Genomic DNA, 25,170 nt, shown 5'->3' with positions numbered 1-25,170 from the left:
GGAGTGGAGGAGTGCTGCTCTGCCCGACGTCGACGTGACAACCCCTGAAGGTGCTTCGCGCCGACACGCTGCGGACTAGCGTGGTCACCGCACGGGCAACCAGGGGAGGGAGCGATACGCCATGAGCGACCTGCCGGAGTTGGATGCGGCCGGACTTCCCGAGGAACTGAGCGCAGTCGACCAGTTACTCCATCGTGGCGAGGCCAACCCCCGCACCCGCTCGGGGATCATGGGTGTCGAGCTGCTCGATTCCACGCCGGACTGGGCGCGCTTCCGCGCACGGTTCGAGTACGCCTCGCGGAAGGTGCTGCGGCTGCGGCAGAAGGTCGTGATGCCGACGCTGCCCACGGCCGCGCCGCGGTGGGTCGTCGACCCCGACTTCAACCTCGACTTCCACGTCCGCCGGGTCCGGGTGCCCGAACCGGGGACACTGCGTGAGGTGTTGGACTTGGCCGAGGTCGCGCTGCAGTCGCCGATGGACATCACCCGACCGCTCTGGTCGGCGACCCTCGTCGACGGTCTCGCCGACGGTCGCGCGGCGACCATCCTGCATCTGAGCCACGCGGTCACCGACGGGGTGGGCGGGGTGGAGATGTTCGCCAACATCTACGACCTCGAGCGCGATGCCGTGCCGCAGGGTGACGCGCCGCTGCCGATCCCGCAGGACCTGACGCCCAACGAGCTGATGCGCGAGGGAATCAACAAGCTGCCCGGCTCGCTCATCGGCAGCCTGCTCGGTGCCGCCGGGGGAGCGGCCTCCGCGCTGGGCCGGATCGTGCGGGACCCGGTCTCCGCGGTCGGCGGCGTGGTCAACTACGCCCGCTCGGGGGCGCGGGTCATGGGTCCGGTGTCGGACCACTCGCCGCTGCTGCGGCGACGCAGCCTGACGACGCGCACCGAGGCCATCGATATCGACTTCCGCGATCTGCACAAGGCGTCCAAGGCGGCGGGTGGCTCCATCAACGACGCCTACCTGGCTGGGCTGTGCGGCGCACTACGGCTCTACCACGAACGCAAGGGCATCCCGGTTGAGACGATCCCGATGGCGGTTCCGGTGAATCTGCGGTCAGCCGATGACCCCTCGGGCGGCAACCGCTTCGCCGGGGTGAACCTGGCGGCGCCCGTCGGTGTCGTAGACCCGGCCGAACGCATCCTGATGGTGCGCGAGCAGATGACGCGCAAGCGCGAGGAACGCGCCATCGACATGGTGGGGTCCATCGCGCCGGTGCTGAGCCTGCTGCCGGACGCCATCCTCGAGTCGGTGGCCGGATCGGTCGTCAGCTCGGACGTGCAGGCGAGCAACGTGCCGGTGTACCCGGGGGACACCTTCATCGCTGGCGCGAAGATCCTGCGTCACTATGGAATTGGGCCGCTGCCGGGTGTCGCGATGATGGTGGTCCTGGTGTCGCGCGCCGGCTACTGCACGATCACCACCCGCTATGACCGGGCCTCCATCACCGACCCCGCACTGTGGGCGCGCTGCCTGCTCCGCGGTTTCGACGAGGTCCTCGCACTCGGCGGTGACGGCCGAGCCGCCCCGGCATCATTCACACCCGACGCACCCGATTCCGTTCCATCGTCCAATGGGAGTTCTGCGCAATGAGTTCGAGTAACGGCAAGTCCGCGCGTCGAGGCGGGCAGGGCGCCGTCCGGTTGCCGGGCTCGGTCGCCGAAATCCAGGCCAGCCCCGAGGGGCCGGAGATCGGTGCGTTCTTCGACCTCGACGGCACCCTGGTGGCCGGCTTCACCGGCGTCCTGATGACGCAGGACAGGCTGCGTCGCGGTCAGATGAGTGTCGGTGAGTTCATCGGCATGGTGCAGGCCGGGCTCAATCACCAGCTGGGGCGCTCGGAGTTCGAGGACCTGATCGGCAAGGGTGCCCGGATGCTGCACGGGAACTCGCTCAGTGACCTCGACGAACTCGGCGAGCGCCTGTTCGTGCAGTCGGTGCAGAAGCGCATCTATCCCGAGATGCGCGAGATGGTGCGTGCGCACATGGCCCGCGGCCACACCGTCGTGCTCAGCTCGTCGGCGCTGACCGTCCAGGTCGAGCCCGTGGCCCGGTTCCTCGGCATCTCCAACGTCTTGAGCAACAAGTTCGAGACCGATGACGATGGCCTGATCACCGGCGAGGTGCAGCGGCCCATCATCTGGGGTCCCGGAAAGGCCAGGGCGGTACAGAAGTTCTCGGCGGAGAACGGCGTCGATCTCGCCAAGAGCTACTTCTACGCCGACGGCGACGAGGACGTCGCCCTGATGTACCTGGTGGGCAACCCGCGCCCCACCAATCCCGCCGGCAAGCTCGAAGCCGTTGCCATCAAACGGGGTTGGCCGGTGCTGCGCTTCTCCAGCCGCAGCGGAACCAGCGTCGTGTCACAGATCAGAACCGCGGCGGCCATCGGGTCGCTGGTACCCGCAGCCGCCGGTGGCATCGGCCTCGGTCTGCTCACGCGCAACCGCAGGCTTGGGGTGAACTTCTTCACCTCGACGTGGAGTCGGTTGCTGATGGCAGCCATCGGTATCGACCTCAACGTGCTCGGCGAGGAGAACCTCAAGGCCAAACGCCCTGCGGTCTTCATCTTCAATCACCGCAACCAGGCCGACCCGCTCATCGCGGGCAGGCTCGTCAGCGACAACTTCACCTCGGTCGGCAAGAAGGAACTCGAGAAGGACCCACTGATGGGCACTCTCGGCAAGGTGATGGACGCGGCGTTCATCGATCGCGATGACCCCAAGGCCGCCGTCGAGAGCCTGCACAAGATGGAAGACCTTGCGCGCAAGGGTCTTTCCATCCTCATCGCGCCCGAGGGAACCCGCCTGGACACCACCGAGGTGGGCGAGTTCAAGAAGGGCCCGTTCCGTATCGCCATGGCCACCGGGATCCCGATCGTGCCGATCGTGATTCGCAACGCCGAGGCCATCGCCGAGCGCAATTCGGGCACCTTCAACGCGGGTTCGGTTGACGTGGCGGTGTTCCCGCCCATCGACGTCGGCGACTGGACCAATGAGAACCTGTCCGAACGCATCGCCGAGGTGCGACAGCTCTACCTCGACGCGCTCAAGGACTGGCCCCGCGACACGCTGCCCGACGCGCCGCCGTATGCGCGGTCGAGGACGGCGAACAAGGCCCCCGCCCAGAAAGCCGCAGCCAAGAAGGCGCCCGTGAAGAAGGCGGCGGCGAAGAAGGCCCCGGCCAAGGCCGTTGCCAAGAAGGCCGCGACCAAGAAGACAGCAGCCAAGAAGACGGCGACCAAGAAGACGCCCCCCACCGCAAAGGGGCGGCCGTGAAGGCGACCGCAGACGAGATCGCCAGCTTCACACCCACCGGAGACGCCCTGGTACTGGCATCGGTCTCATCACCGGCGGAACGTGATCTGCTCAACGACTGGCTTGGCGCTCAACGGCGCCAACACCCCGACGCGCGCATCGAGGTGCTCGAGCTTCCCGGCGACGACGACCCGCCACCCGCGGTGCTCGCGCGCCTCGTCGGACTGCTGGACAGCGACGAGGACCGCTCCGTCGTGCCCGTGCGGGTGTTCTGGATTCCCGGCGGGCTGCCGACGCGATTCAAGGTGGCCGCCCTGCTGTCGGGCCGGGAAACCTACCGGCCGCCGCAAATGCTGCAGCATCGGATCCTGAGGAAGGACGCGTCGCGGGCCAGGGTCGTCGCCGGTGAACCCGCGACGGTATCCGCACTCCGCAAGAACTGGAGCGACACCACCGTCGCCGAGAACCCCAGGGAATTCGCGCATTTCGTGATCCGCCGAGCCATCCTCGCGATCGAACGCGTCGAGCTTCGGCTGCTGGGCCCCGAGTACAAGTCGCCGCGCCTGATCAAACCCGAGATGCTTGCGTCGACGCGGTTCCGAGAGGGGCTTGAGCAGATCCCCGGCGCCACCGTCGAGACTGCCGGCGTCATGCTCGACGAACTCTCGACAGGCTGGAGTCGATTCTCGGTCGACCTGATCCCGTCGCTGGGCCGGGCGATCTTCAGCCGCGGATTCGACCCGAACATCGACTACGACCGCGGCGAGGTCGAGGCGATGCGTGGGGCGCTGGAGAACCACCCCGCAGTGCTGCTGTTCTCGCACCGCTCGTATCTCGACGGCGTGATCGTTCCCGTTGCGATGCAGGAGAATCGCCTGCCCCCGGTGCACACCTTCGCAGGCATCAACCTCTCCTTCGGCGCCATGGGGCCGCTGCTGCGCCACTCCGGCGTCATCTTCATCCGCCGCAAACTCGACGATCCGCTCTACAAGTACGTGCTGCGCCAGTTCGTCGGCTACATCGTGGAGAAGCGGTTCAACCTCAGCTGGTCTATCGAGGGCACCCGCTCGCGCACCGGGAAGATGTTGCCGCCCAAGCTCGGACTGCTCGCCTATGTCGCCGACGCCTACCTCGACGGGCGAAGCGACGACATTCTGCTGCAACCAGTGTCCATCAGCTTCGACCAGCTACACGAGACCGCGGAGTACGCGGCGTATGCCCGCGGCGGCGAGAAGACGCCCGAGGGCCTGTCCTGGATGTACAACTTCATCAAGGCCCAGGGTGACAGGAACTACGGCAAGATCTACGTCCGCTTTCCGGAGGCGGTGTCGATGCGCGAGTACCTGGGCGAACCGCACGGCCAGATGGCCACCGACGAGGCCGCCAAACGACTTGCGCTGCAGAAGATGGCATTCGAGGTGGCCTGGCGCATTCTGCGGGTCACACCGATCAACGCCAGTGCTCTGGTCTCGGCGTTGCTGCTGACCACCCACGGGGTCGCGCTCACCCTCGACCAACTGCACCACAGCCTGCAGGACTCCCTGGACTACTTGGAGCGCAAGCAGATTCCGATGACCAACAGTGCGCTGAGGCTGCGCACGTCCGAGGGCGTCCTCGCCGCGGTCGACGCGATGTCCAATGGACACCCCATCACCCGGGTGGACGGCGGGCGGGAGCCGGTGTGGCTGATCGCTCCTGAGGACGAGCACGAGGGGGCGTTCTACCGCAACACACTCGTCGACGCCTTCCTGGAGACCTCGCTGGTCGACCTCGCTCTCGCACACGCCGCGCGCGCTGAGCGTGACCACCTCGAGGTGTTCTGGACGCAGGTGATGCGGCTGCGCGACCTGTTGAAGTTCGATTTCTACTTCGCCGATTCGGCGGCCTTCCGCGAGCACGTCGCCGAGGAGATGTCGTGGTTCGGCAAGGACGCGGCAGAGGGCGCCTCGGACTGGGAGCGCGATATCGCCGCCGGCCGCGAGCGGATCAACGAGATACTGCGATCCCGGCGGCCACAGGTTGCCGGCGCGATGCTTCGCCCCTTCATCGAGGCCTACGAGATCGTCGCCGACGTGCTGCGCGATGCACCCGTCGACATCGACGAGAAGGACCTGACCGAACGCGCCCTCGGTGTCGGCCGCCAGTACGTCGCGCAAACTCGGGTCAGCAATGAGGCGGTGTCGGCCCTGCTGTTCGCCACGGCGCGCCAGGTGACCGTCGACCAGCACCTCATGGAACCGGCCGCCGACCTCGCCGAACGTCGGGGGGCCTTCGTGCGTGAGCTTCGGGGCATCCTGAGCGACATGGACACGGTGCACCAGCTCTCGCGCGATCAGTTCATCGCGCGGGAGCAGTTGCGGAGGGCGTCAGCCGCCACCTGATCGTCGCGTTGTCACCGAGCCATACCCTGGTGGCATGACCACAGTCGCGCCGCGCAGCGTCCGCCACGGCACCGTATGGCCGATTCTGGTCGGCGTCGGCCTGCTCGCGGGTGTCACCGCGGCCGCGATCGCCGGTCTGGCCCTGGCCGATGCGCTGACCGCGACGGGTCTGCCCAACCCTGGACCGGTCACCAACTACGGTCTGCCGTTCGTGCGTGCCGCCGGAGAGATCGCCGCCGTCGTCGCGGTCGGATCGTTCCTGATGGCCGCGTTCCTGGTGCCACCGCAGACCTCGGGGGTGCTCGACGCGTCGGGCTACCGGGCATTGCGACTGGGCACCGTGGCGTCCGGGGTGTGGACGGTGTGCGCCGTCATGCTGATCCCGCTCACCGTCTCCGACATCACGGGACAACCCCTGTCGTCGCGCCTCAGCCCGGCCGACATCTGGTCGGTCGCCGATCTGGTCGAGGTGGCCGGTCTGTGGCGGTGGACCGCGGCGCTGGCGGCGATCGTCACGATTGCCGCCATCCCCGTGCTGCGCTGGTCGTGGACACCGGTGTTGTTCGCGGGCTCTCTGCTCACATTGATGCCGCTCGCTCTCGCGGGGCACTCGTCATCGGGCGGCTCACACGACCTGGCGACCAACAGCCTGATCATCCATCTGGTGGCGGGTGCGCTGTGGGCGGGCGGGCTGCTGGCGCTGCTCGCGCACGCCCTCCGCGGCGGTGAGCACGCCCACCTGGCGGCGCGGCGCTTCTCGTTGATCGCGCTGTGGTGCTTCGGCGCGATGGCGCTGTCGGGAGTCATCAACGCCCTGGTCCGCATCCGCCCGGCTGACCTGCTCAACAGTGGTTATGGCTGGCTCATCGTCGGCAAGACCCTTGCGCTGTGCGTGCTCGGTGTCATCGGGTGGCAGCACCGTCGGCGCGGGGTGGCCGCCCTGGCCGCCGACGCCGACGACCGTCGGCCGCTGATCCGGCTGGCGCTGGTGGAGGCACTGGTGTTCGGGCTGACCTTCGGCATCGCCGTCGCGCTCGGCCGCACACCGCCACCGCCGCCACCCGTGCTCAACCCCTCGATACCGGTCGTCGAGATCGGCTACGACCTGGCCGGCCCGCCGACGGTGGCGCGGCTCCTGTTCGACTGGCGTTTCGACCTGATCCTGGGGACCGCCGCGATCATCTTCGCCGCGGTGTACCTGGCCGGGGTGGTGCGTCTGCGGCGGCGCGGTGACGCGTGGCCGACGGGCCGCATCGTCGCCTGGCTGTGCGGCTGCGCCATCCTGTTGTTCACGACGTCGTCCGGTGTGGGGCGCTACATGCCCGCCGTGTTCAGCGTGCACATGTCGGCGCACATGCTGTTGTCGATGTTGGTGCCGGTGCTGCTGGTGCTGGGCGCTCCCGTGACGCTGGCGCTGCGGGCGCTTCCCGCTGCCGGCCGTGGCGACCCGCCGGGGCCTCGGGAGTGGCTGCTCGCCGCGTTGCACAGCAGGGTGTCGCAGTTCTTGACGCATCCCATCGTCGCCCTGGTGATCTTCGTTGCCGGCTTCTACGGCCTCTACTTCGGTGGCATCTTCGACGCCGTGGCGGGCAGCCACGCCGCACACGTCGCGATGAACGTGCACTTCCTGCTCAGCGGCTATCTGTTCTATTGGGTGGTGATCGGAATCGACCCCACGCCTCGCCGGATCCCGCCGCTGGCCAAGCTCGGGATGGTCTTTGCGTCCCTGCCGCTGCACGCGTTCTTCGGCGTGGTGTTGATGGGCACCCAGGAAGTGCTGGCCGGGAGCTTCTACCAATCGCTCAAGCTGAGCTGGCACACCGATCTTCTCGGCGATCAGAAGCTGGGCGGCGGAATCGCCTGGTCGGCGGGCGAGGTCCCGCTGATGCTGGTGCTGATCGCGCTCCTGGTGCAGTGGCGGCGCAGTGATCAGCGCACCGCCAAGCGCCTCGATCGCGCCGCGGACCGCGACGACGACGCCGACCTCGCCGCGTACAACGCGATGCTGGCCGAGATGGCGCGCCGCGAGTCGGGTTCCCGCTAGCCGACGGTCCATCCCCAGTCCGGCATTCATCCCCAGTGCCCGGCCTGTGGGACCCCGGAGCGTGGGCACCGTCGGCGGCCCGATGGTGAATGGGTGTCGACGGGACACCAGGTCCCGCCACGCTCAGGAGGGATTCAGTCATGTTCGAGACACCCATCACCATCGTCGGCAACGTCGTCACCGATCCGGTGCACCGCCAGGTGGGGGAGCACGAGGTGTTCAAGTTCCGCATGGCGAGCAACTCGCGCCGCAAGACGGGGGAGGGAACGTGGGAGACCGCCGACACCCTGTTCGTCTCGGTCACCTGCTGGGGCCGGCTGGTCTCGGGGGCGGCTGCAGCCCTGGTCAAGGGCGATCCCGTGATCGTCGTCGGCAACATCTGCACGAGCGAGTACGAGAAGGACGGTGTCCCGCGGACGTCGGTCGACCTGCGGGCCACGGCCATCGGGCCCGATCTCACCCGGTGCAACGTGCGCATCGACCGGACGAAGCGGCAGATCGAGGCGCCCAGGTCGGAACCGACCGACGAGAATTCCGACGACGTGGAGGACTCAGCGGAGGAGCTGTCGCTGACGGCCTGACGCCGCTGCGGCGGCCAACCTGAGCACGCCTAGGATGGTTCGCGGGTAATCACCCGAGAACGAAAGGCAACGGCAACGGCATGGCCGAATTCATCTACACCATGCGGAAGGTCCGCAAGGCGCACGGCGACAAGGTCATTCTTGACGACGTCAACCTGAACTTCCTTCCGGGCGCGAAGATCGGCGTCGTCGGTCCCAACGGGGCCGGTAAGTCGAGCGTCTTGCGGATCATGGCCGGCTTGGATCAGGCCAACAACGGCGACGCGTTCATCGCGCCCGGGGCAACGGTCGGCATCCTCATGCAGGAGCCGAAGCTCGACGAGACCAAGACCGTCCGCGAGAACGTTGAGGACGGCGTGGCCATCAAGGCCAAGCTCAACCGGTACAACGAGGTCGCCGAACTGATGGCGACGGACTACACCGACGAGCTCATGGAGGAGATGGGTCACCTCCAGGAGGAACTCGACGCCGCCGACGCCTGGGATATCGACTCCCAGCTGGAGCAGGCGATGGACGCACTGCGTTGCCCGCCGCCCGACGATCCGGTGACACACCTCTCCGGCGGTGAGAAGCGCCGTGTCGCGCTGTGCAAGCTGCTGCTGTCCAAGCCGGATCTGCTGCTGCTCGACGAGCCCACCAACCACCTCGACGCCGAGAGCGTGCTGTGGCTCGAGCATCACCTCGCCGACTACAAGGGCGCGATCCTGGCTGTCACGCACGACCGGTACTTCCTGGACAACGTCGCTGAGTGGATCCTCGAACTCGACCGCGGCCGCGCGTACCCGTATGAGGGCAACTACTCGACCTATCTGGAGAAGAAGGCCGAGCGCATCGCGGTGCAGGGGCGCAAGGACGCCAAGTTGCACAAGCGACTGCAGGAGGAGCTCGCCTGGGTGCGTTCCGGCGCCAAGGCCCGCCAGGCCAAGAACAAGGCCCGCCTCGGCCGGTACGAGGAGATGGCCGCAGAGGCGGAGAAGACGCGCAAGCTCGACTTCGAGGAGATCCAGATCCCGACGCCGCCGCGACTGGGCAACGTCGTCGTGGAGGTCGAGCACCTCGACAAGGGGTTCGATGGCCGCGTCCTGATCAAGGACCTCTCGTTCACCCTGCCGCGTAACGGCATCGTCGGCGTGATCGGCCCCAACGGTGTCGGCAAGACGACTCTGTTCAAGACCATCGTCGGTCTCGAGGAGCCAGACAGCGGTGTCGTGAAGGTCGGCGAGACGGTCAAGCTGAGCTACGTCGACCAGAACCGTGCGGGCATCGACCCCAAGAAGAACGTCTGGCAGGTCGTCTCAGACGGGCTGGACTACATCGAGGTCGGGCAGAACGAGATCCCGTCCCGGGCTTACGTGTCGGCGTTCGGCTTCAAGGGCCCCGATCAGCAGAAGCCCGCAGGCGTGCTGTCCGGTGGTGAGCGCAACCGGCTGAACCTGGCTCTGACGCTCAAGGAGGGGGGAAACCTCATCCTGCTCGACGAACCGACCAACGACCTCGACGTTGAGACGCTGAGTTCGCTGGAGAACGCGTTGGAACAGTTCCCCGGCTGCGCTGTGGTGATCTCGCACGACCGCTGGTTCCTCGACCGCACGTGCACGCACATCCTCGCCTGGGAGGGCGACGATGACAACGAGGCAAAGTGGTACTGGTTCGAGGGCAACTTCGGTGCCTACGAGGAGAACAAGGTGGCACGGCTCGGCGCCGACGCAGCGCGGCCGCATCGGGTGACACACCGACGGCTGACACGGGACTGACGCCGACGGCACAAGAGCGCACCGTGGTTTGGGAGGGCCACTAGTGTTGCACCTGCGTGCCATGGAGCCGCTCGCTCCATGGGGCTTGCGGCGCCACCCAATGACGTCGGTACGCAGGCGAGAACGGGAGCGATCGGATGACGGTGAATCCTGGAAGCGGCGGAGACTTCGGCGGATCGGCTGAGGCGACGACGGTTCTTCACCACGATCCCAATGCCAAGGGGCCCAACGCCAAACTCGCCAGGGCGTATCTGCAGACCCAGCAGGGTCCGCACGGAGACGCCCCTGCCGCAGACGCGACGGTCACCGCCCCCATCGGGCAGTCGGTCGAGGGACGACTCGTCACCTCCGCACTGCTGGAGGCCCACAACAAACTGGGCCGTCAGCGGACGCTCGGGGAGACCAAGGTCGCCGTCTACGGCGACGAGGCGGGTGTCGGTCCCGCGCTTCAGGTCGTCACCGATCAGAGCGACATGCTCATGGATTCGGTGACGGTGCTTCTGCACCGAATCGGCGTCGCCTACGTCACGATCATGAACCCGGTCTTCCGGGTGCGACGCAGTCCCGCTGGTGAGCTGTTGGAGATGCATCCGGCCGCCGATCCCGACGCGCCCCGGGACGGTGTCGAGGAAACCTGGATCCACGTTCAGTTGGCCCCCTCGGCCGACCCGAAGGCCGTTGCCGAGGTGGCGGCGCTGCTGCCCAGCGTGCTCGCCGACGCGCGCCAGGTGGCACTGGACTCCGGCGCACTGAACGCCACCCTGGTCGGACTGGCCAACGCCCTGGACTCGGATGTCGCTGGGCATTTTTCGGGCTACGACCGCCGTGACGTCGCCGCGCTGCTGCGGTGGTTGGCCGCGGGCCACTTCGTGCTGCTCGGCTACCAGCGATGCGCCGTGCGCAATGGTGAGGCCTCGGTGGATCCGGCGAGCCGCCTCGGCATGTTGCGTATGCGGACCGACGTGCTTCCGCAGCTGACCGAGGCCGAGGACCTGCTGGTGCTGGCGCAGGCCACCCTGCCCAGTTTCCTGCGCTATGGCGCCTACCCCTACATCGTGGTCGTCCGGGAGAACGCATCCGGGCAGACCATCGAGCACCGGTTCGTCGGCCTGTTCACGGTGGCGGCGATGAATGCCAACGTCCTCGAGATCCCGCTGATCGCGCGGCGAGTCAACGAGGCGATGGCGATGTCACACGGCGATCCGAGCCATCCCGGGCAGCTGATGCTCGACATCTTCCAGACCATTCCGCGTTCGGAGCTGTTTGCACTCAGTGCCAGTGAACTGCTCGAGATGGGCAAGGCGGTGGTGGATCTGGGATCGCGCCGCCGAGCCCTGCTGTTCCTGCGAGCCGACAAGCTCGCGTACTTCGTGTCCTGCCTGGTGTACCTGCCGCGGGATCGCTACACGACAGCCGTGCGACTTGAGATGCAGGACATCCTGGTTCGCGAGCTCGGCGGCGAGTCCATCCAGTACACCGCGCGCGTCAGCGAATCACCCTGGGCAGTGGTGCACTTCACCGTTCGGCTGCCGGACAGCCCGTCACCGTCGCGGATCGACACGTCGATGGATAACGAGACCCGGATCCAGAGCCTGCTCACCGAGGCGGCCCGCACCTGGGGGGACCGGCTCATCGGCTCGGTGAAGTCCGAGGCGATCAGCAGGGCGGATGCGCAGCACTACGCCACCGCGTTCCCCGAGGTCTACAAGCAGGCGTTCTCGCCGGACGACGCGATCGGCGACATCGCGATCATCGAGGACCTTCAGAAGGATTCGGTCAAACTCGTCTTCTCCGACGACGAGGCACACGGTACGCAGCTCACCTGGTATCTCGGCGGCCGGTCTGCGTCGCTGAGCGAGTTGTTGCCGATGCTGCAGTCGATGGGTGTGGTGGTGCTCGAGGAGCGCCCGTTCACGGTCACCCGCGCCGACGGCATGCCGGTGTGGATCTACCAGTTCAAGATCGCGGTGCACCCGTCGATTCCCGATGCGGAGAACACCGCCGAACGGGAGGCGACGGCGCAGCGCTTCGCCGAGGCCGTCACCGCGATCTGGCAGGGACGCGTCGAGATCGACCGATTCAATGAACTGGTGCTGCGGGCGGGCCTGACGTGGCAACAGGTGACTGTGCTGCGCAGCTATGCGAAGTACCTGCGGCAGGCCGGTTTTCCGTACAGCCAGTCGCACATCGAGACCGTCGTCAACGGCAATGCGGGCACCGCGGCCGCCCTGGTCCACCTCTTCGAGGCGCTGTTCGACCCGTCCGAGTCCGACACCCGACCCGACGCACAGGCCGCCGCCGCAGCGGTCGCCGCCGATATCGAGGCACTGGTCAGCCTCGACACCGATCGTGTGCTGCGGGCCTTCGCCACGATGATCCAGGCCACCCTGCGGACCAACTACTTCGTCACGCGAGAGGGTTCTGCACGCGAGCAGAATGTGCTGTCCATCAAGCTCAATCCGGGCCTGATCGACGAATTGCCGTTGCCTCGACCGCGTTACGAGATCTTCGTCTACTCGCCTCGGGTCGAGGGCGTGCACCTGAGGTTCGGCCCGGTGGCGCGCGGCGGCCTGCGGTGGTCGGACCGCCGCGAGGACTTCCGCACCGAGATCCTGGGCCTGGTCAAGGCGCAGGCGGTCAAGAACGCGGTCATCGTGCCCGTCGGCGCCAAGGGCGGCTTCGTGCTGAAGAACCCGCCCGCTCAGACCGGAGACGCCACCACCGACCGCGAGGCCCTTCGCGACGAGGGCGTGGCCTGCTACCGGCTCTTCATCTCCGGCCTTCTCGACCTGACCGACAACGTCGACACCGTGACCGGCGCCGTCGTCGCACCGCTGGGAGTGGTGCGACGCGACGGTGATGACGCGTACCTGGTCGTCGCCGCGGACAAGGGCACGGCGACATTCTCCGACATCGCCAACGACGTCGCGAAGTCCTACGGCTTCTGGCTCGGCGACGCATTCGCCTCGGGCGGTTCGGTGGGCTACGACCACAAGGCCATGGGCATAACCGCTCGGGGCGCGTGGGAGTCGGTGAAGCGCCACTTCCGAGAGATGGGCGTCGACACCCAGGCCGAGGACTTCACCGTCGTCGGCGTCGGGGATATGAGCGGCGACGTGTTCGGCAACGGCATGTTGCTGTCCAAGCACATTCGGCTCGTCGCGGCGTTCGACCATCGCCACGTCTTCCTCGACCCAACTCCCGACGCGGCGAGTTCATGGGTGGAGCGCAAGCGCATGTTTGAGCTGCCGCGGTCCAGCTGGGATGACTACGACCGCTCGCTGATCAGCGAGGGCGGCGGGGTGTACAGCCGCGAGCAGAAGTCGATCCCGATCAGCCGCGAGGTGAGCACCGCGTTGGGGCTGCCCGCCGACGTCGAGGAGATGACGCCGCCCGCTCTGATGAAGGCGATCCTGCAGGCCCCCGTCGACCTGTTCTGGAACGGCGGCATCGGAACCTACATCAAGGCCGAGACGGAGTCGGACGCCGAGGTCGGCGACCGTGCCAACGACGCGGTGCGGGTGAACGGTAATCAGGTGCGCGCCAAGGTGATCGGTGAGGGTGGCAACCTCGGCGTCACCCAGCGCGGACGCATCGAGTTCGACCTGGCCGGTGGCAGGGTCAACACCGACGCGATGGACAACTCGGCAGGTGTGGACTGCTCCGACCACGAGGTCAACATCAAGATCCTGGTCGACGCGCTGGTCACCGCGGGGAAGGTGAGCGCCGACGAGCGCACCGAGCTGCTGATGTCGATGACCGACGAGGTCGGCGATTTGGTGCTGCTCGACAACAGCGATCAGAACGATCTCATGGGTACCAGCCGGGCCAACGCGGCGAGTCTGCTCACGGTGCACGCCCGCCAGATCAAGGACCTGATCGCCAAGCGCGACCTCAACCGCGAACTCGAGGCGCTGCCGTCGGAGAAGGAGATCCTGCGGCGCACCGAGGTCGGGCTGGGGCTCACGTCACCGGAGCTGGCGACGCTGATGGCACACGTGAAGCTGGCCCTCAAGGACGAACTGCTGGCCACCGACCTGCCCGATCAGGAGGTGTTCGCCGTCCGGCTGCCCGACTACTTCCCGGCGCTGCTGCGTGAACGGTTCGGCCCCGACATTCGCAACCATCAGCTGCGGCGCGAGATCGTCACCACGATGCTGGTCAATGACCTGGTCGACTCCAGCGGAATCACCTACGCCTACCGGATCACCGAGGACGCGGGTGTGGGTCCCGTCGACGCGGTGCGCAGCTTCGTCGCCGTAGACGAGATCTTCCGTGTCGGTGAGGTGTGGCGCCGGATCAGGGCGGCCGGGGCGGACGGTGTTGCCGTCTCGGTGACAGACCGGATGACGCTGGACCTGCGCCGGCTCATCGACCGCGCCGGGCGCTGGCTGCTGAACTACCGGCCACAGCCGTTGGCTGTCGGCGCCGAGGTGAACCGGTTCGCCGCGAAGGTCGCGGCCCTGACCCCGCGGATGTCGGAGTGGTTGCGCGGCGCGGACCGCGACATCGTGGCCAAGCAGACGGCGGAAATGGTCGACAGAGGTGTTCCCGAGGATCTCGCCTACATGGTGGCGACGGGGCTCTATCAGTTCAGCCTGCTCGACGTCATCGACATCGCCGACATCCTCGAGCGCGAACCCGACGAGGTGGCAGACACCTACTTCGCGCTGATGGACCATCTCGGCACCGATGGACTGCTCACCGCGGTATCGGGTCTGGCTCGCGACGATCGGTGGCACTCGTTGGCGCGGTTGGCGATTCGCGATGACATCTACGGCTCGCTGCGATCGCTGTGCATCGACGTGCTGGCCGTGGGAGAGCCCGACGAGACCGGTGAGCAGAAGATCGAGGAGTGGGAGATGACCAACAGCTCTCGCGTGGACCGTGCGCGTCGGACCCTCACCGAGATCTACGAGGACGGTGAGACCGATCTCGCCACGCTGTCGGTGGCGGCACGGCAGATTCGAAGCATGACCAGAACGAGTGGGACGGGGAACACTGCGTGACCGACGCGCAAGATCGCTTCATCACACCGGTGCCGGTGCGATGGTCCGATATCGACATGTACCAGCATGTCAATCACGCGACGATGGTGACGATCCTCGAGGAAGCCCGCGTACCCTTCCTGTCGAAGCCGTTCGCTGACGACTTCGTCACCACCGGACTGCTCATCGCCGAGGTGCGCGTCGCCTACAAGGGTCAACTGCGGCTGGCGGATTCGCCTCTGCAGGTGACGATCTGGGTGAACCGGCTGCGAGCCGTCGACTTCACGCTCGGCTATGAGGTGCGCTCGGTGCTGGCCGACCCCGACTCGAAGCCCGCCGTCATCGCCGAGACACAGCTGGCTGCGTTCGACATCGAGGAGCAGAAGCTGGTGCGCCTGGCGCCGCACCATCGCGAGTACCTCCAGCGGTACCAGCGATGAGCACTGGCGAGCGGGGCCTGTGGCTAGACCCCGGCCACCGCGACGATCTGAGTACGTTCGTCGACCACGTGTTGCGCCTCGACGAATCGGCGGTCATTCGGCTCCGCGAGCGCTCTGACGGCCAGGTGGTCGCTTGGGTGGCAACGGGTTTCGATGTACTCGCCAGCCGGGTGGTCAAGGCCACGGTGCGACCTGCCGACCTATCCGTCGGAGCCGACGCGTTGGCCCGCGCCCTGCCGCTGATGGATGACTCGGGCTACGTGGACACCGGGTTCGCGATGGACTCGGCCTGGCGCGGAGTGCTGCCGCCCGAGGTCGGCTTCGCCCACCTCGATGATGTGCCGGCCCGTGAGGTGCTCGACCTGGCCCAACGCGGTGTCGCGCTGGCCAAGGAGCACGGCGTCCACGGCCCACCCGCGTCACTGCTCGATCAGGAGGTCGTCGCGGTCAGTTCGGGTGACGATCTCGTCGGCGTGCCGATGCGCTGCGTGTTCGCCTTGACTGCAATGGGTTTCCTTCCGCAGGCGCCATCATCGGGGGAGGGTTTCTCGCCCGAGTCGGTGGCCGCCGATGAGGTCGTCCGGGTGCGCGTGCTGCCTGCGTGGCTGCGCATCGACGCCCGCTTCGGCAGTGTGTACCGCCGCCGCGGCGATCCGGCCGTGGTCCTCCGCTAGGTTAGCGGGCCCAACCCGACCTAGCGATTTCGGCGCGTTTCGGAGCGCTGACCGCTCCAAAGCGCGCCGAAATCACGAACTAGCGGAACCACGCGGCGGCGGCGGGTGCCAGTGCGCCGTCGACAAGCGGCGCACTCGCGATGAGTAACTCACCGGCTGGCACAGCCACCGGGTCGCTGCGGGTGTTCAGCACGCATGTCAGGCCGTCGGTGCCGCGGAAGGCCAGCACGCCGTGTGGCATGTCGAGCCATTCGACGTTCGAGCCGAGTTCCCCACGCCCGTGGCGCAGTTCGATGGCATTGCGGAACAACGTCAGCGTCGAGTCGGGGTCACCGTCCTGCGCCTCGACGGTCAGCGTCGACCAGTCGGCCGGCATCGGCAGCCAGGTGTCGGCGGTGCTGGAGAAGCCGAACGGCGGAGTGTCGCCCGACCACGGCATCGGCACGCGGCAGCTGTCGCGGCCGCGCTCCTCGTGACCCGAGCGCTCCCACACCGGGTCCTGCAGCACGTCGTCGGGCAGGTCGACGTTGGGCAAGCCGAGTTCCTCGCCGTTGTAGACGAACACCGCTCCGGGTAGCGCCAGCATCACCAACGCCATCGCCCGCGCCCGAGCCAGGCCCATCGGTCCGCCGCCGTAACGGCTGACCTCTCGCTCGACATCGTGGTTGGACAACGTCCAGGTGGGCGGTGAACCCGCGAGATCAGCTGCAGCCAAGGAGTTCTCGATGGCTTCGCGCACCTCATCGGCATCGAACTCGGCGCGCACCAGGCGGAAGTTGAACCCCAGGTGCAATTCGTCGGGCCGCAGGTACTTGGCGAAGTCCTCGTTCTTGAACACCCAGATCTCACCGATCGTCACGGCGTCGGGATGATCGTTGAGCACCGTTCGAATGCTGCGGTGGATGTCGTGCACGCCGTCATGGTTGAAGCGCGGATCGTCCTCGTCGTGGCTGAGCATCGTCAGATCCGGCACGCGCATGTCGGGCAGGCCGGGCGGTTTGGACATGCCATGCGCGACGTCGATGCGGAAGCCGTCGACACCGCGTTCCAGCCAGAACCGCAGCGTCTTCTCGAGGTCGTCGAACACCTCGGGGTTGTCCCAGTTCAGGTCGGGCTGCTCGGCGTCGAACAGGTGCAGGTACCACTGGCCCGGGTTGCCATCGGACTCTGTGACACGGGTCCAGGCGGGCCCGCCGAACACCGACACCCAGTTGTTGGGCGGGTGAAGCCCACCGTCGCCCCGACCGTCGCGGAACACGTACCGGTTGCGCTGCGTGCTGCCCGGACCGGCCGCCAGCGCGGCCTGGAACCACGGATGCTGGGAACTGGTGTGGTTGGGCACCAGGTCCATCGTCACCTTGATGCCGCGTGCGTGCGCGGCCTCGACGAGCCGGTCGAGTGCGTCAAGGCTGCCGAACAGCGGGTCGACGTCACGGGGGTCGGCGACGTCGTAACCGTGGTCGGCCATGGGGGAGACCATCACGGGGTTGAGCCACAGCGCGTCGACGCCGAGGCCCGCCAGGTAGTCGAGTTCTCCGGTGATCCCGTCGAGGTCGCCTACGCCGTCACCATTGCTGTCCCGGAACGAGCGGGGATACGCCTGGTAGAAGACGGCGCGGGACCACCAGGTCTGCTGGGAGTCGGTCACGCCCACTCATCCTGCCCGAAGTCAGAACGACGAGTTGACCATCGAATCCGCGGCCATCACGAGGTAGTTCACGAGGGCGCGGCGATGGTCGTCGTCCAGGGTCTGTGCGTCGATCTCGGCGACGGCGGTGTGCATGCAGCGCAGCCACGCGTCACGTTCGAGGAAGCCGATCCGAAACGGCGCGTGCCGCATCCGCAGACGCGGATGGCCCCGCTGCTCGGAGTACGTGCGTGGGCCGCCCCAGTACTGCTCGAGGAACATCCGCAGACGCTCCTCGGCGCCGTCCAGATCATCCTCGGGGTAGAGCGGACGCAGGATCTCGTCCTCGCGCACCAGCGCATAGAACCGCGACACCAGGGTGCGGAACGTATCGGCGCCACCGACCTCGTCATAGAACGAGCGGGGATCGTCAGTCACCACTCCATTGTCTCCCGAGCCGCGGCGGCGCTCGCAGACCCGTCGGTGTCACCGGCTGTTCATCGGACTGACCTGCGAACACGACGAGAATTGTCGTGCGGATAGCTCGGATCCATGGTGGACTGTTTCCTCGGAGGGCGTATGTCGCAGCGAACCAAGAGCCGCGGCCACCGGCATCACGGGACCGCGGGGGTAACGGGCGGGCTGTCGGCTGCTCCAGTCCTGCATGGTGTGGAGACCTGCGGAGCCGGCAACTCGACGTCGATCTGGGGGCGCCGACGCGTCCTCCTGCTGAACTCCACCTACGAACCGTTGACGGCACTGTCGATGCGGCGTGCGGTCATCATGCTGATGTGCGGCAAGGCCGACGTCGTGCACGATGACCCCAACGGACCGGTCATCCACTCCGCCACTCGCACCATCGTGGTGCCCTCGGTGATCAGGCTGCGGACCTTCGTGCGGGTGCCCTACCGGGCCAGGGTTCCGATGACACGTGCAGCCCTGATGCATCGCGACCGGTTCCGGTGCGCCTACTGCGGGCTCAAGGCCGACACCGTGGACCACGTCGTACCCCGCAGCCGCGGCGGAGAACACTCTTGGGAGAACTGCGTCGCCGCATGCGCGACGTGCAACCACCGCAAGGCCGACCACCTGCTCACCGAGCTCGGCTGGACGCTTCGCTCGGCGCCGCTGCCCCCCAAAGGCCAGCACTGGCGGCTGCTGTCCTCGGTCAAGGAACTCGACCCGGCCTGGATGCGGTACTTGGGAGAGGGCGCGGCATGACGGGCAGCCCGCTCTTCGTGCAAGCGCTCGAGCTCTGCTGATACGGTTTGCGTCGTGAGCACAGCCTTGGCCCATTCCCTGATGGGCGGCATCCCGCTGGTGATTTTGCTGGTCTTGGTGGCCATAATCTATCGCCGCAAGGGGCCCCATCCAGCGACGTACAAGTTGTCCGAGGAGTGGACGCACGAGCCAATCCTCTGGGCGGCCGACGAACCCGCGGATCACGGCCATGGCGGCCACGGTTCGCACCTGACTGTGGGAGGTGGCGCAAGTGGTAAGTGGTGAAATCGTCAAGACCGTCGACTCCGCCGTTCTGCCGTACGGATTCGCGCACACGTCGAGCGGGCGGATCTCCGGCGTCACCGAGCCCGGTGAGCTGTCGGTGCACTACCCGTTCCCGACAAAGGACCTGGTTGTCCTCGACGATGCGTTGAAGTACGGCTCACGCGCGGCCAAGGCCCGCTTCGCGGTGTACCTCGGCGATCTCGGCGCCGACCCGGCGGCCACGGCGCGTGACATCCTGGCCACGGTGCCGACGCCCGGCAATGCCGTGCTGCTCGCCGTGTCGCCGAATCAGAGGGCCATCGAGGTCGTCTACGGCTCCGAGGTGAAGGGCCGCGGTATCGAGGAGGCTGCACCGCTGGGCGTCTCCGCGGCAGCCGCGTCCTTCAAGGAAGGCAACCTGATGGACGGCCTGATCAGCGCCGTCCGCGTGTTGTCGGCCGCCGTCTCGCCTGTCTGACCTGTCCTCGGGCGCTACACCCTCGAAGACTTCGCCCGTCACCGTCCCCGCTCTGGGGTGTGGACGCTGTCCTGCGCATATCGCACGTCGGTGGCGCTCGATCGCCGCAGCGCGGAAATTTGCGCCGGGTTGGCCCGCCACTGGGCAATAGACTTAGGGCGTTCGCTGCGGCGGGGAGGACGTTCTGGTGGGTGCGCTCGACGGGTTCTACAGGACATGGTCGAACGCGCGGTCCACTTTCGGAGAGGGAACGCCATGGGGCGGGGAGTCCTTCGACGCGAGCCCGACGTTGCGGCAGCTGCAGTCGAACCTGGTAGGAGCCAAGCCGAGCTCTCAATGGTCGGGTTCGGCAGCGGATTCCTATTCGACCGCCAATGACAAGCAGGCTCACGTACTCGGCGAGATGGCGAACCTCGACCAACGGCTGCGCGCCGAGGTGGACAGATCCGCCAGCGTGGTCTCCGCAGGTCGCAGAGACCTCGAAACGGTGCGGCAGTGGGTGCAGAACGCAGCGGCGTCGATTCCCAACCTGAATTCGGCTCAGGGACAGCGCATGCTCATGCCGATCGTCAGCAAGGGATCAGGCGAGATCGCCGAGATTCTGCAGCGGTCCAATGCCGAGTCGAACGCCATCGCGCGCCGGATCCGCGGTCTCGACGGCGAATACCGGATGCTCGGCGGCGATCTCAAGCTGGGGGAGGGCAAGGATCCCGACGACGGACCCCAGATGCTGGTGGGAGACAAGGAGGAGCCGTGGCGGTATCCCTGGGAGCCGCCGCCTCCATCTGACTCGGCGCCTGGTGGCGGCCGTTGGGATTTGGGTCAGGGGTACCCTCCAGGACCGAACGGGGGTCCACCGATGGGCCCGATCGCACCGCCTTCGCCGTGGAGCAAAGACCTCCACCCGCCCATCGCAGGTGGACCGTCCGGTCTTCAAGACGTCGTGGCACCTTCGCCAAACGGATGGGGGGTGAAACCTCCACTCGTGCTTAAAGAGGCGTACAAATTCAGGGTGACCGGGGAGACGTTCAATGGCGCCCCCGATCACGTTCAATGGGTCCAACGGGATGGAATGTGGCACCAGGCACAATGGGTCGACTACAACTTCGAGGCCGAGCACCTACGCCAGCTCGTCGGCAATATCTCGATGCCTCCGACGGGACTCGACCGTTGGCAACCGATCGACATCAAGGACATCTACGCGATTCAGGTGGACAACCCGCGGTTACCTCTTTACGTGCCAAACCCGTTCGGCGGGCAAGTCATGCTTGATCCGAAGCGGCCGGCGGTGTCGGCGGGATGACGATTGACGTGTCACGGCGCGTGCGTTGGATCGTGCTGGTGTCTGTCGTCGCGGTGCTCATCGGTGGTGGCGTGGCCGTTGCCATATGGGCGACCCGGGACGACTCGTCGTCATCGGTATCACAAGCGGATTGTGCTTTGGTCGAAGACGTCGGTCACCAGTGGTACGCGATGGAGGCGGCGGTTCGCCAAGTGCTGGAACAAGGTGCCGGTGAGTCTAGTGACTATCTGGCCGCTGCTGAGTATGAAGCGACAATGGCTGAGACACTGCGCAAAGCGTCGGGTTCGGCTTCTTCGCAAGAGATCAAGAATCAACTCCAGACGTGGGCAGACGGGGCGGCATTGTTCGCGCAGACACAGCGAGACGTCGCCGAGCGAGAGCCCGGGACGCCTCCCGCGCCGAACGTCGAGTCAGATTTCATCCGCGCGGCGACGAAGGCCAACGACGCTTCAATCGTCCTCGTCGAGCTATGCCCGAATATGCCATCTGAAAAGTCCTGACGGGACGTCCGCTCGGAAGCTTGAGCTCGCTCCGTTCGTCGAGGCGTTTGCCGCGCCGTCCCTAAACGACGAAAGCCGGTGATCCCCGCGGATCACCGGCTCTTTGTTGTCGCTGTGCTACTGCGCCGCGTCTTGCCTCTGGGCGATCGCCAGCAGCTCTTCGCGAACCGTCGACTGGGGCAGGGCGTTGATGCGCGCGTACAACCGGCGACGACTCATCGTGCGCTTCAGGTCTGAGCGAAACTTCGCAATGGACATGTACCACTCCTACGTTGTGCTCTGGGTCACAGAGACTTGGTTGCTGTGTGCCCGCCGACATGAGGATCGCTCGGTCGGCGGACTACTCCATGGTCCGTGTTAACGCTGTGTAAATCAAGCTCTGACGTGTGATCTTGGGCTCACCGGCGGTTGGTCACCGTGATACGACGGAGTCGTCAGTCGCCTCGGGCGATGACCAAATGGGTGTCGGAATTGTTTGCTGGCGGATCAGTGCTAGCGGGTCAGCCCGTTGAGGACTGCGCCGAGAGGTCCGCGCGGATCCGCACGTAGCGCTCAAGGAAGGTGCGCTCATCGAGCCGCTTGCGGCGCAGCCATCCCGTCACCTCGTCATTGCACTTGCTGGCATTGCACGCGGCACAGGCCGGCACCACATTGTCGATGGTGTAGCGCCCGCCGCGCGAGATTGCCATGACGCAGTCCCGCTGCAGGGGCTTGTCGGCCGCGCCGCAGTAGGCGCACCCGTTCCAGGCGGCCTTGATCGCCGCCCATTCGGCGGGGGTGAGGTCGTTGACGACGGCGGCGACGCGTCGCTTGCGTCTTTTGGCAGCGCGTGCCCTGCGACTGTTGGGTGCGGCCACGGGTAGATCATCCGGCGCGAGCGTGCGTGAACTCGGATAGGACACCGGCGTGTCGGCCTCAGACGCGCACGCTCGCGGGAAAAGGGGGAGGGTTACGAGGCGTCGAACCGTCGCGCCCGCAGTGCCCGCTCGACTCCTGCGCGACCCTCGACCACGAGCCGCCGCAGCGCGGGCGGCACGTCGTCGTCGGCCAGGAACGCGTCGGCCGCATCCAGACCCGCCTGGCTGATGTCGGAGGACGGGTAAAGCCCGATCACCACGGTCTGGGCGACCTCGCTGGACCGCCGTTCCCACACCCCCGAGATCGCGGCGAAGTACTTGGCCGAGAAGGGTGCCAGCAGTTCGGCCTGCCCTGGCTGGACGAAGCCGGTGACGATCGACCGGGTGGTGATGTTGGCGATCGTGTCGTCCTCGATCACCTCCTGCCAGGCGGCCTCCTTGACCGCGGCCTGCGGACGGGCCGCCGACGCCGCGGCGGCGTTGCGCTTGCCCGCCGCCGTCGGATCACGCTGGGCCTCGGCGTCGATGAACGGCGTCTCGGGACCGTCTGCGTCGATATCGCCGCTGGCCGCCAATGCGGTGACGATCCGCCACCGTAGGTCGGTGTCGAGCACCAGGCCCGGCAGGTTGACCGCGGCCGGCTCGTTGTCCAACAGCGTCGCCAGGACGGCGACATGATTGCGCGACAGCACTGACGTGCACAGCGCGTTCACGAACGCCAGCTGGTGATCGGAACCGGGTGCCGACTCGCGCGCCAGATCCAGCAGTCGATCGCCGAACGCGGGCCAGCCGTTGGAGCGTGCCCACTGCGGGTCGGCGTACGCGCTGAGCGCGGTCTGCGCCTGCAGCAGCAGCCGTTGGGCGACCCCGACTTCGGTCTCGGCGTGCACGCCGCCCATCACGAGTACCACGAAATCGCGGGCCTTCATCTCGGCCTCGCGTGTCATCTCCCATGCCGCGGACCACGCCAACGTGCGGGGGAGTGAGTCGGCGATGTCGGCGACCCGGTTGAGCACCGTGTCGAGCGACTTGGGGTCAAGACGCAACGAGCAGTAGGTCAGGTCGTCGTCATTGACAAGGATCAGCTTGCCGCGAGAAGCACCGTGCAGCGCAGGGACCTCGGTGGTGTCGCCCTCGACGTCGAGTTCCTCGCGGTGGGTGCGCACCAGCTGGCCCGAACCGTCATCGTCGTAGATTCCGACGGCCAGCCGGTGTACGCGGGTCTCGCCCGCGCCCGGTGCTGCACCGCTCTGGTTGATCGCAAACCGGGTGAACTTCCCCGCCTCGTCGACGTCGAAGTCGGCGCGCAGCGTGTTCAGTCCGGTGGTCTTGAGCCACTGCTGGCCCCAGTCGCTGAGGTCGCGTCCGGACGACTTCTCCAGTGCGCCAAGCAGATCGGCGAATGTGGCGTTGGCGAAGGCGTGGTCGCGGAAGTAGTCGCGCAGACCGGCTAGGAACGCCTCGAGCCCGACATAGGCCACCAGTTGTTTGAGCACGCTTGCGCCCTTGGCGTAGGTGATGCCGTCGAAGTTCACCTCGACCGCGGCCAGGTCGGGGATGTCGGCGGCGACGGGGTGGGTCGACGGCAACTGGTCCTGCCGGTAGGCCCACGACTTCTCCACGTTGGCGAACGTGGTCCACGCCTGCTTGTACTCGGTGGCCTCGGCCTGGCACAGCACGGATGCGAACGTCGCGAAGGACTCATTGAGCCACAGGTCATCCCACCAGGTCATCGTGACCAGGTCGCCGAACCACATGTGCGCCATCTCGTGCAGCACCGTCTCGGAGCGGCGTTCGTAGCTGTAGCGGGTCACCTTGCTCCGGAAGACGTAGTCCTCCAGGAATGTCACGGCCCCGGCGTTCTCCATGGCGCCCGCGTTGAACTCGGGCACGAAGAGCTGGTCGTACTTGCCGAATGCATAAGGGACGCCGAAGTTCTCATGATAGAAGCCGAACCCCTGCTTGGTCTCGGTGAACAGCCGCTCGGCGTCCATGAACTCCGAGAGCGAGGCGCGGCAGTAGATGCCCAGCGGAATATCGCCGTGCGCATCGGAGTAGACGTCGTCCCACCGCGCGTAGGGACCGGCGATGAGCGCCACCAGGTAGGTGCTCATCCGCGGCGTGGTGACGAAGGTGTGCGAACCGCCGTCGGAGCCTGATGTCGCCGCCGGAGCGGCTCCGGCAGAGACCGTCGCGCCGTTGGAGATCACCTGCCAGTGCGCCGGGGCCGTCACGCTGACGTCGAAGGTCGCCTTGAGGTCGGGCTGGTCGAAGCAGGCGAACATGCGCTTGGCGTCCGCGGTCTCGAACTGCGAGTACAGGTACACCTCGTCGTCGACGGGGTCGACGAAGCGGTGCAGTCCCTCGCCGGTGTTGGAGTACAGGCAGTCGGCGTCAACCACAACGACGTTGTGCTCGGCAAGACCGACCAGCGGGATGCCGGTGGACTCGTCGTAGCCGGAGACGTCGATGTCCACACCGTTGAGCGTCGCGCCGTGCACGGCTGCGGCGGCGATGTCGATGACGGTGTCCGCCCCGGCGAGCGCACTGAACTCGACGGTGGTGGTCGAGCGGAAGGTGCGGTCGCTGGGCCCTCCGGAGCCGTCCGTGAGATCCAGGACGATGCGATAGGCATCGACGGTGATGAGGGCGGCGCGCTCGGCGGCCTGGTCGCGGGTCAGATTGGGAAGTGCCACGTCGAACAACACTAGACGGAGGTCGGGAACACGGCGTGGACACGCACGGTTGTGCTGAACTGAGTTCTGTCCACGTCTCGAGAGGATTGCGTCTG

Annotated in this window: 19 protein-coding genes; 14 read left to right on the top strand and 5 right to left on the bottom strand. The window is 66.8% G+C overall.

The genetic code is table 11. The features are described 5' to 3' along the window. The first annotated feature begins 121 nt into the window (after window positions 1-121). The 9 genes from ABIA65_RS29845 (at window position 122) to ABIA65_RS29805 (ending at window position 16,129) form a co-directional block, all read left to right on the top strand. The gene (locus ABIA65_RS29845) at window positions 122-1,603 is read left to right on the top strand and encodes a wax ester/triacylglycerol synthase family O-acyltransferase (protein WP_241404313.1); all 1,482 of its coding nucleotides are present in this window, start codon (window positions 122-124) and stop codon (window positions 1,601-1,603) included. Then, window positions 1,600-3,288 carry an HAD-IB family hydrolase gene (locus tag ABIA65_RS29840; protein ID WP_354525809.1) on the top strand — a complete coding sequence of 563 codons (1,689 nt, stop codon included), beginning with the start codon at window positions 1,600-1,602 and terminating at the stop codon, window positions 3,286-3,288. The genes ABIA65_RS29845 and ABIA65_RS29840 overlap by 4 nt, the downstream gene beginning before the upstream one ends. Then, entirely contained in the window at window positions 3,285-5,648 is a 2,364-nt protein-coding gene (locus ABIA65_RS29835; protein WP_354525808.1) for a glycerol-3-phosphate 1-O-acyltransferase, read from the top strand. Before ABIA65_RS29840 ends, ABIA65_RS29835 begins: the two co-directional genes overlap by 4 nt. A gap of 34 nt (window positions 5,649-5,682) precedes the next feature. Next, window positions 5,683-7,692 carry a bifunctional copper resistance protein CopD/cytochrome c oxidase assembly protein gene (locus ABIA65_RS29830; RefSeq protein ID WP_241404316.1) on the top strand — a complete coding sequence of 670 codons (2,010 nt, stop codon included), beginning with the start codon at window positions 5,683-5,685 and terminating at the stop codon, window positions 7,690-7,692. A gap of 140 nt (window positions 7,693-7,832) precedes the next feature. Continuing rightward, window positions 7,833-8,273, top strand: a complete 441-nt coding sequence (locus tag ABIA65_RS29825; RefSeq protein ID WP_354525807.1) for a single-stranded DNA-binding protein — start codon at window positions 7,833-7,835, stop codon at window positions 8,271-8,273. An 80-nt stretch (window positions 8,274-8,353) separates the two neighbouring features. After that, window positions 8,354-10,027, top strand: a complete 1,674-nt coding sequence (ettA, locus tag ABIA65_RS29820) for an energy-dependent translational throttle protein EttA (protein WP_241404318.1) — start codon at window positions 8,354-8,356, stop codon at window positions 10,025-10,027. A gap of 137 nt (window positions 10,028-10,164) precedes the next feature. Continuing rightward, window positions 10,165-15,036 carry an NAD-glutamate dehydrogenase gene (locus ABIA65_RS29815; protein ID WP_241404319.1) on the top strand — a complete coding sequence of 1,624 codons (4,872 nt, stop codon included), beginning with the start codon at window positions 10,165-10,167 and terminating at the stop codon, window positions 15,034-15,036. Beyond that, window positions 15,033-15,455, top strand: a complete 423-nt coding sequence (locus ABIA65_RS29810; protein ID WP_241404320.1) for an acyl-CoA thioesterase — start codon at window positions 15,033-15,035, stop codon at window positions 15,453-15,455. The genes ABIA65_RS29815 and ABIA65_RS29810 overlap by 4 nt, the downstream gene beginning before the upstream one ends. Beyond that, on the top strand, window positions 15,452-16,129 hold the full coding sequence (locus ABIA65_RS29805) for a DUF8185 domain-containing protein (protein WP_354525806.1): 678 nt from the start codon (window positions 15,452-15,454) through the stop codon (window positions 16,127-16,129). Before ABIA65_RS29810 ends, ABIA65_RS29805 begins: the two co-directional genes overlap by 4 nt. Before the next feature lie 79 nt (window positions 16,130-16,208). On the opposite strand, the gene ABIA65_RS29800 is transcribed toward ABIA65_RS29805, so the two are convergent. Both ABIA65_RS29800 and ABIA65_RS29795 read right to left on the bottom strand, forming a co-directional pair. Next, window positions 16,209-17,777, bottom strand: coding sequence for a glycoside hydrolase family 13 protein (locus ABIA65_RS29800; protein WP_354525805.1), 1,569 nt, complete (start codon window positions 17,775-17,777; stop codon window positions 16,209-16,211). Window positions 17,778-17,798: 21 nt separating this feature from the next. Further along, window positions 17,799-18,194 (bottom strand): globin, encoded by a 396-nt coding sequence (locus tag ABIA65_RS29795; RefSeq protein ID WP_241404323.1) that lies wholly within the window; start codon window positions 18,192-18,194, stop codon window positions 17,799-17,801. 141 nt (window positions 18,195-18,335) lie between these two features. Between ABIA65_RS29795 and ABIA65_RS29790 the strand changes: the two genes are divergently transcribed. From ABIA65_RS29790 to ABIA65_RS29770, 5 genes are all read left to right on the top strand, one after another. Further along, window positions 18,336-18,977 carry an HNH endonuclease gene (locus ABIA65_RS29790; RefSeq protein ID WP_241404324.1) on the top strand — a complete coding sequence of 214 codons (642 nt, stop codon included), beginning with the start codon at window positions 18,336-18,338 and terminating at the stop codon, window positions 18,975-18,977. Window positions 18,978-19,058: 81 nt separating this feature from the next. Beyond that, complete coding sequence (ctaJ, locus tag ABIA65_RS29785; RefSeq protein ID WP_463775079.1) at window positions 19,059-19,262, top strand: aa3-type cytochrome oxidase subunit CtaJ; 204 nt, start codon at window positions 19,059-19,061, stop codon at window positions 19,260-19,262. Further along, window positions 19,249-19,719, top strand: a complete 471-nt coding sequence (locus ABIA65_RS29780; RefSeq protein ID WP_354525804.1) for a DUF5130 domain-containing protein — start codon at window positions 19,249-19,251, stop codon at window positions 19,717-19,719. The genes ctaJ and ABIA65_RS29780 overlap by 14 nt, the downstream gene beginning before the upstream one ends. A 187-nt stretch (window positions 19,720-19,906) precedes the next feature. Beyond that, complete coding sequence (locus tag ABIA65_RS29775) at window positions 19,907-21,022, top strand: EspA/EspE family type VII secretion system effector (protein ID WP_354525803.1); 1,116 nt, start codon at window positions 19,907-19,909, stop codon at window positions 21,020-21,022. Next, window positions 21,019-21,522: a hypothetical protein gene (locus tag ABIA65_RS29770; protein ID WP_354525802.1), complete on the top strand. Its 504-nt coding sequence runs from the start codon at window positions 21,019-21,021 to the stop codon at window positions 21,520-21,522. Before ABIA65_RS29775 ends, ABIA65_RS29770 begins: the two co-directional genes overlap by 4 nt. Window positions 21,523-21,639: 117 nt before the next feature. Here ABIA65_RS29770 and ABIA65_RS29765 read toward each other — a convergent pair whose 3' ends face one another. The 3 genes from ABIA65_RS29765 to pepN all read right to left on the bottom strand — a co-directional run bounded on the left by ABIA65_RS29765 (window position 21,640) and on the right by pepN (window position 25,075). Then, window positions 21,640-21,780, bottom strand: a complete 141-nt coding sequence (locus tag ABIA65_RS29765) for a hypothetical protein (protein ID WP_241404329.1) — start codon at window positions 21,778-21,780, stop codon at window positions 21,640-21,642. 242 nt (window positions 21,781-22,022) lie between these two features. Further along, on the bottom strand, window positions 22,023-22,379 hold the full coding sequence (locus tag ABIA65_RS29760) for an HNH endonuclease (RefSeq protein ID WP_241405573.1): 357 nt from the start codon (window positions 22,377-22,379) through the stop codon (window positions 22,023-22,025). A 92-nt stretch (window positions 22,380-22,471) separates the two neighbouring features. Further along, entirely contained in the window at window positions 22,472-25,075 is a 2,604-nt protein-coding gene (pepN, locus tag ABIA65_RS29755) for an aminopeptidase N (protein WP_354525801.1), read from the bottom strand. Window positions 25,076-25,170: the final 95 nt, after the last annotated feature.

Origin of the sequence: Mycolicibacterium sp. 624, assembly GCF_040548615.1 — a bacterium.
Taxonomy (GTDB): domain Bacteria; phylum Actinomycetota; class Actinomycetes; order Mycobacteriales; family Mycobacteriaceae; genus Mycobacterium.
Note: the sequence above shows the minus strand (reverse complement) of the source record. Positions and strands in the feature narration are given on the sequence as shown.

Bases quoted from the DNA above. Each gene is read 5' to 3' on its own strand.
- ABIA65_RS29845 (WP_241404313.1), top strand. From the start codon at position 122: ATGAGCGACCTGCCGGAGTTGGATGCGGCCGGACTTCCCGAGGAACTG.
- ABIA65_RS29840 (WP_354525809.1), top strand. From the start codon at position 1,600: ATGAGTTCGAGTAACGGCAAGTCCGCGCGTCGAGGCGGGCAGGGCGCC.
- ABIA65_RS29830 (WP_241404316.1), top strand. From the start codon at position 5,683: ATGACCACAGTCGCGCCGCGCAGCGTCCGCCACGGCACCGTATGGCCG.
- ABIA65_RS29825 (WP_354525807.1), top strand. From the start codon at position 7,833: ATGTTCGAGACACCCATCACCATCGTCGGCAACGTCGTCACCGATCCG.
- ettA (WP_241404318.1), top strand. From the start codon at position 8,354: ATGGCCGAATTCATCTACACCATGCGGAAGGTCCGCAAGGCGCACGGC.
- ABIA65_RS29815 (WP_241404319.1), top strand. From the start codon at position 10,165: ATGACGGTGAATCCTGGAAGCGGCGGAGACTTCGGCGGATCGGCTGAG.
- ABIA65_RS29805 (WP_354525806.1), top strand. From the start codon at position 15,452: ATGAGCACTGGCGAGCGGGGCCTGTGGCTAGACCCCGGCCACCGCGAC.
- ABIA65_RS29790 (WP_241404324.1), top strand. From the start codon at position 18,336: ATGTCGCAGCGAACCAAGAGCCGCGGCCACCGGCATCACGGGACCGCG.
- ctaJ (WP_463775079.1), top strand. From the start codon at position 19,059: ATGGGCGGCATCCCGCTGGTGATTTTGCTGGTCTTGGTGGCCATAATC.
- ABIA65_RS29770 (WP_354525802.1), top strand. From the start codon at position 21,019: ATGACGATTGACGTGTCACGGCGCGTGCGTTGGATCGTGCTGGTGTCT.
- ABIA65_RS29765 (WP_241404329.1), bottom strand. From the start codon at position 21,780: ATGTCCATTGCGAAGTTTCGCTCAGACCTGAAGCGCACGATGAGTCGT.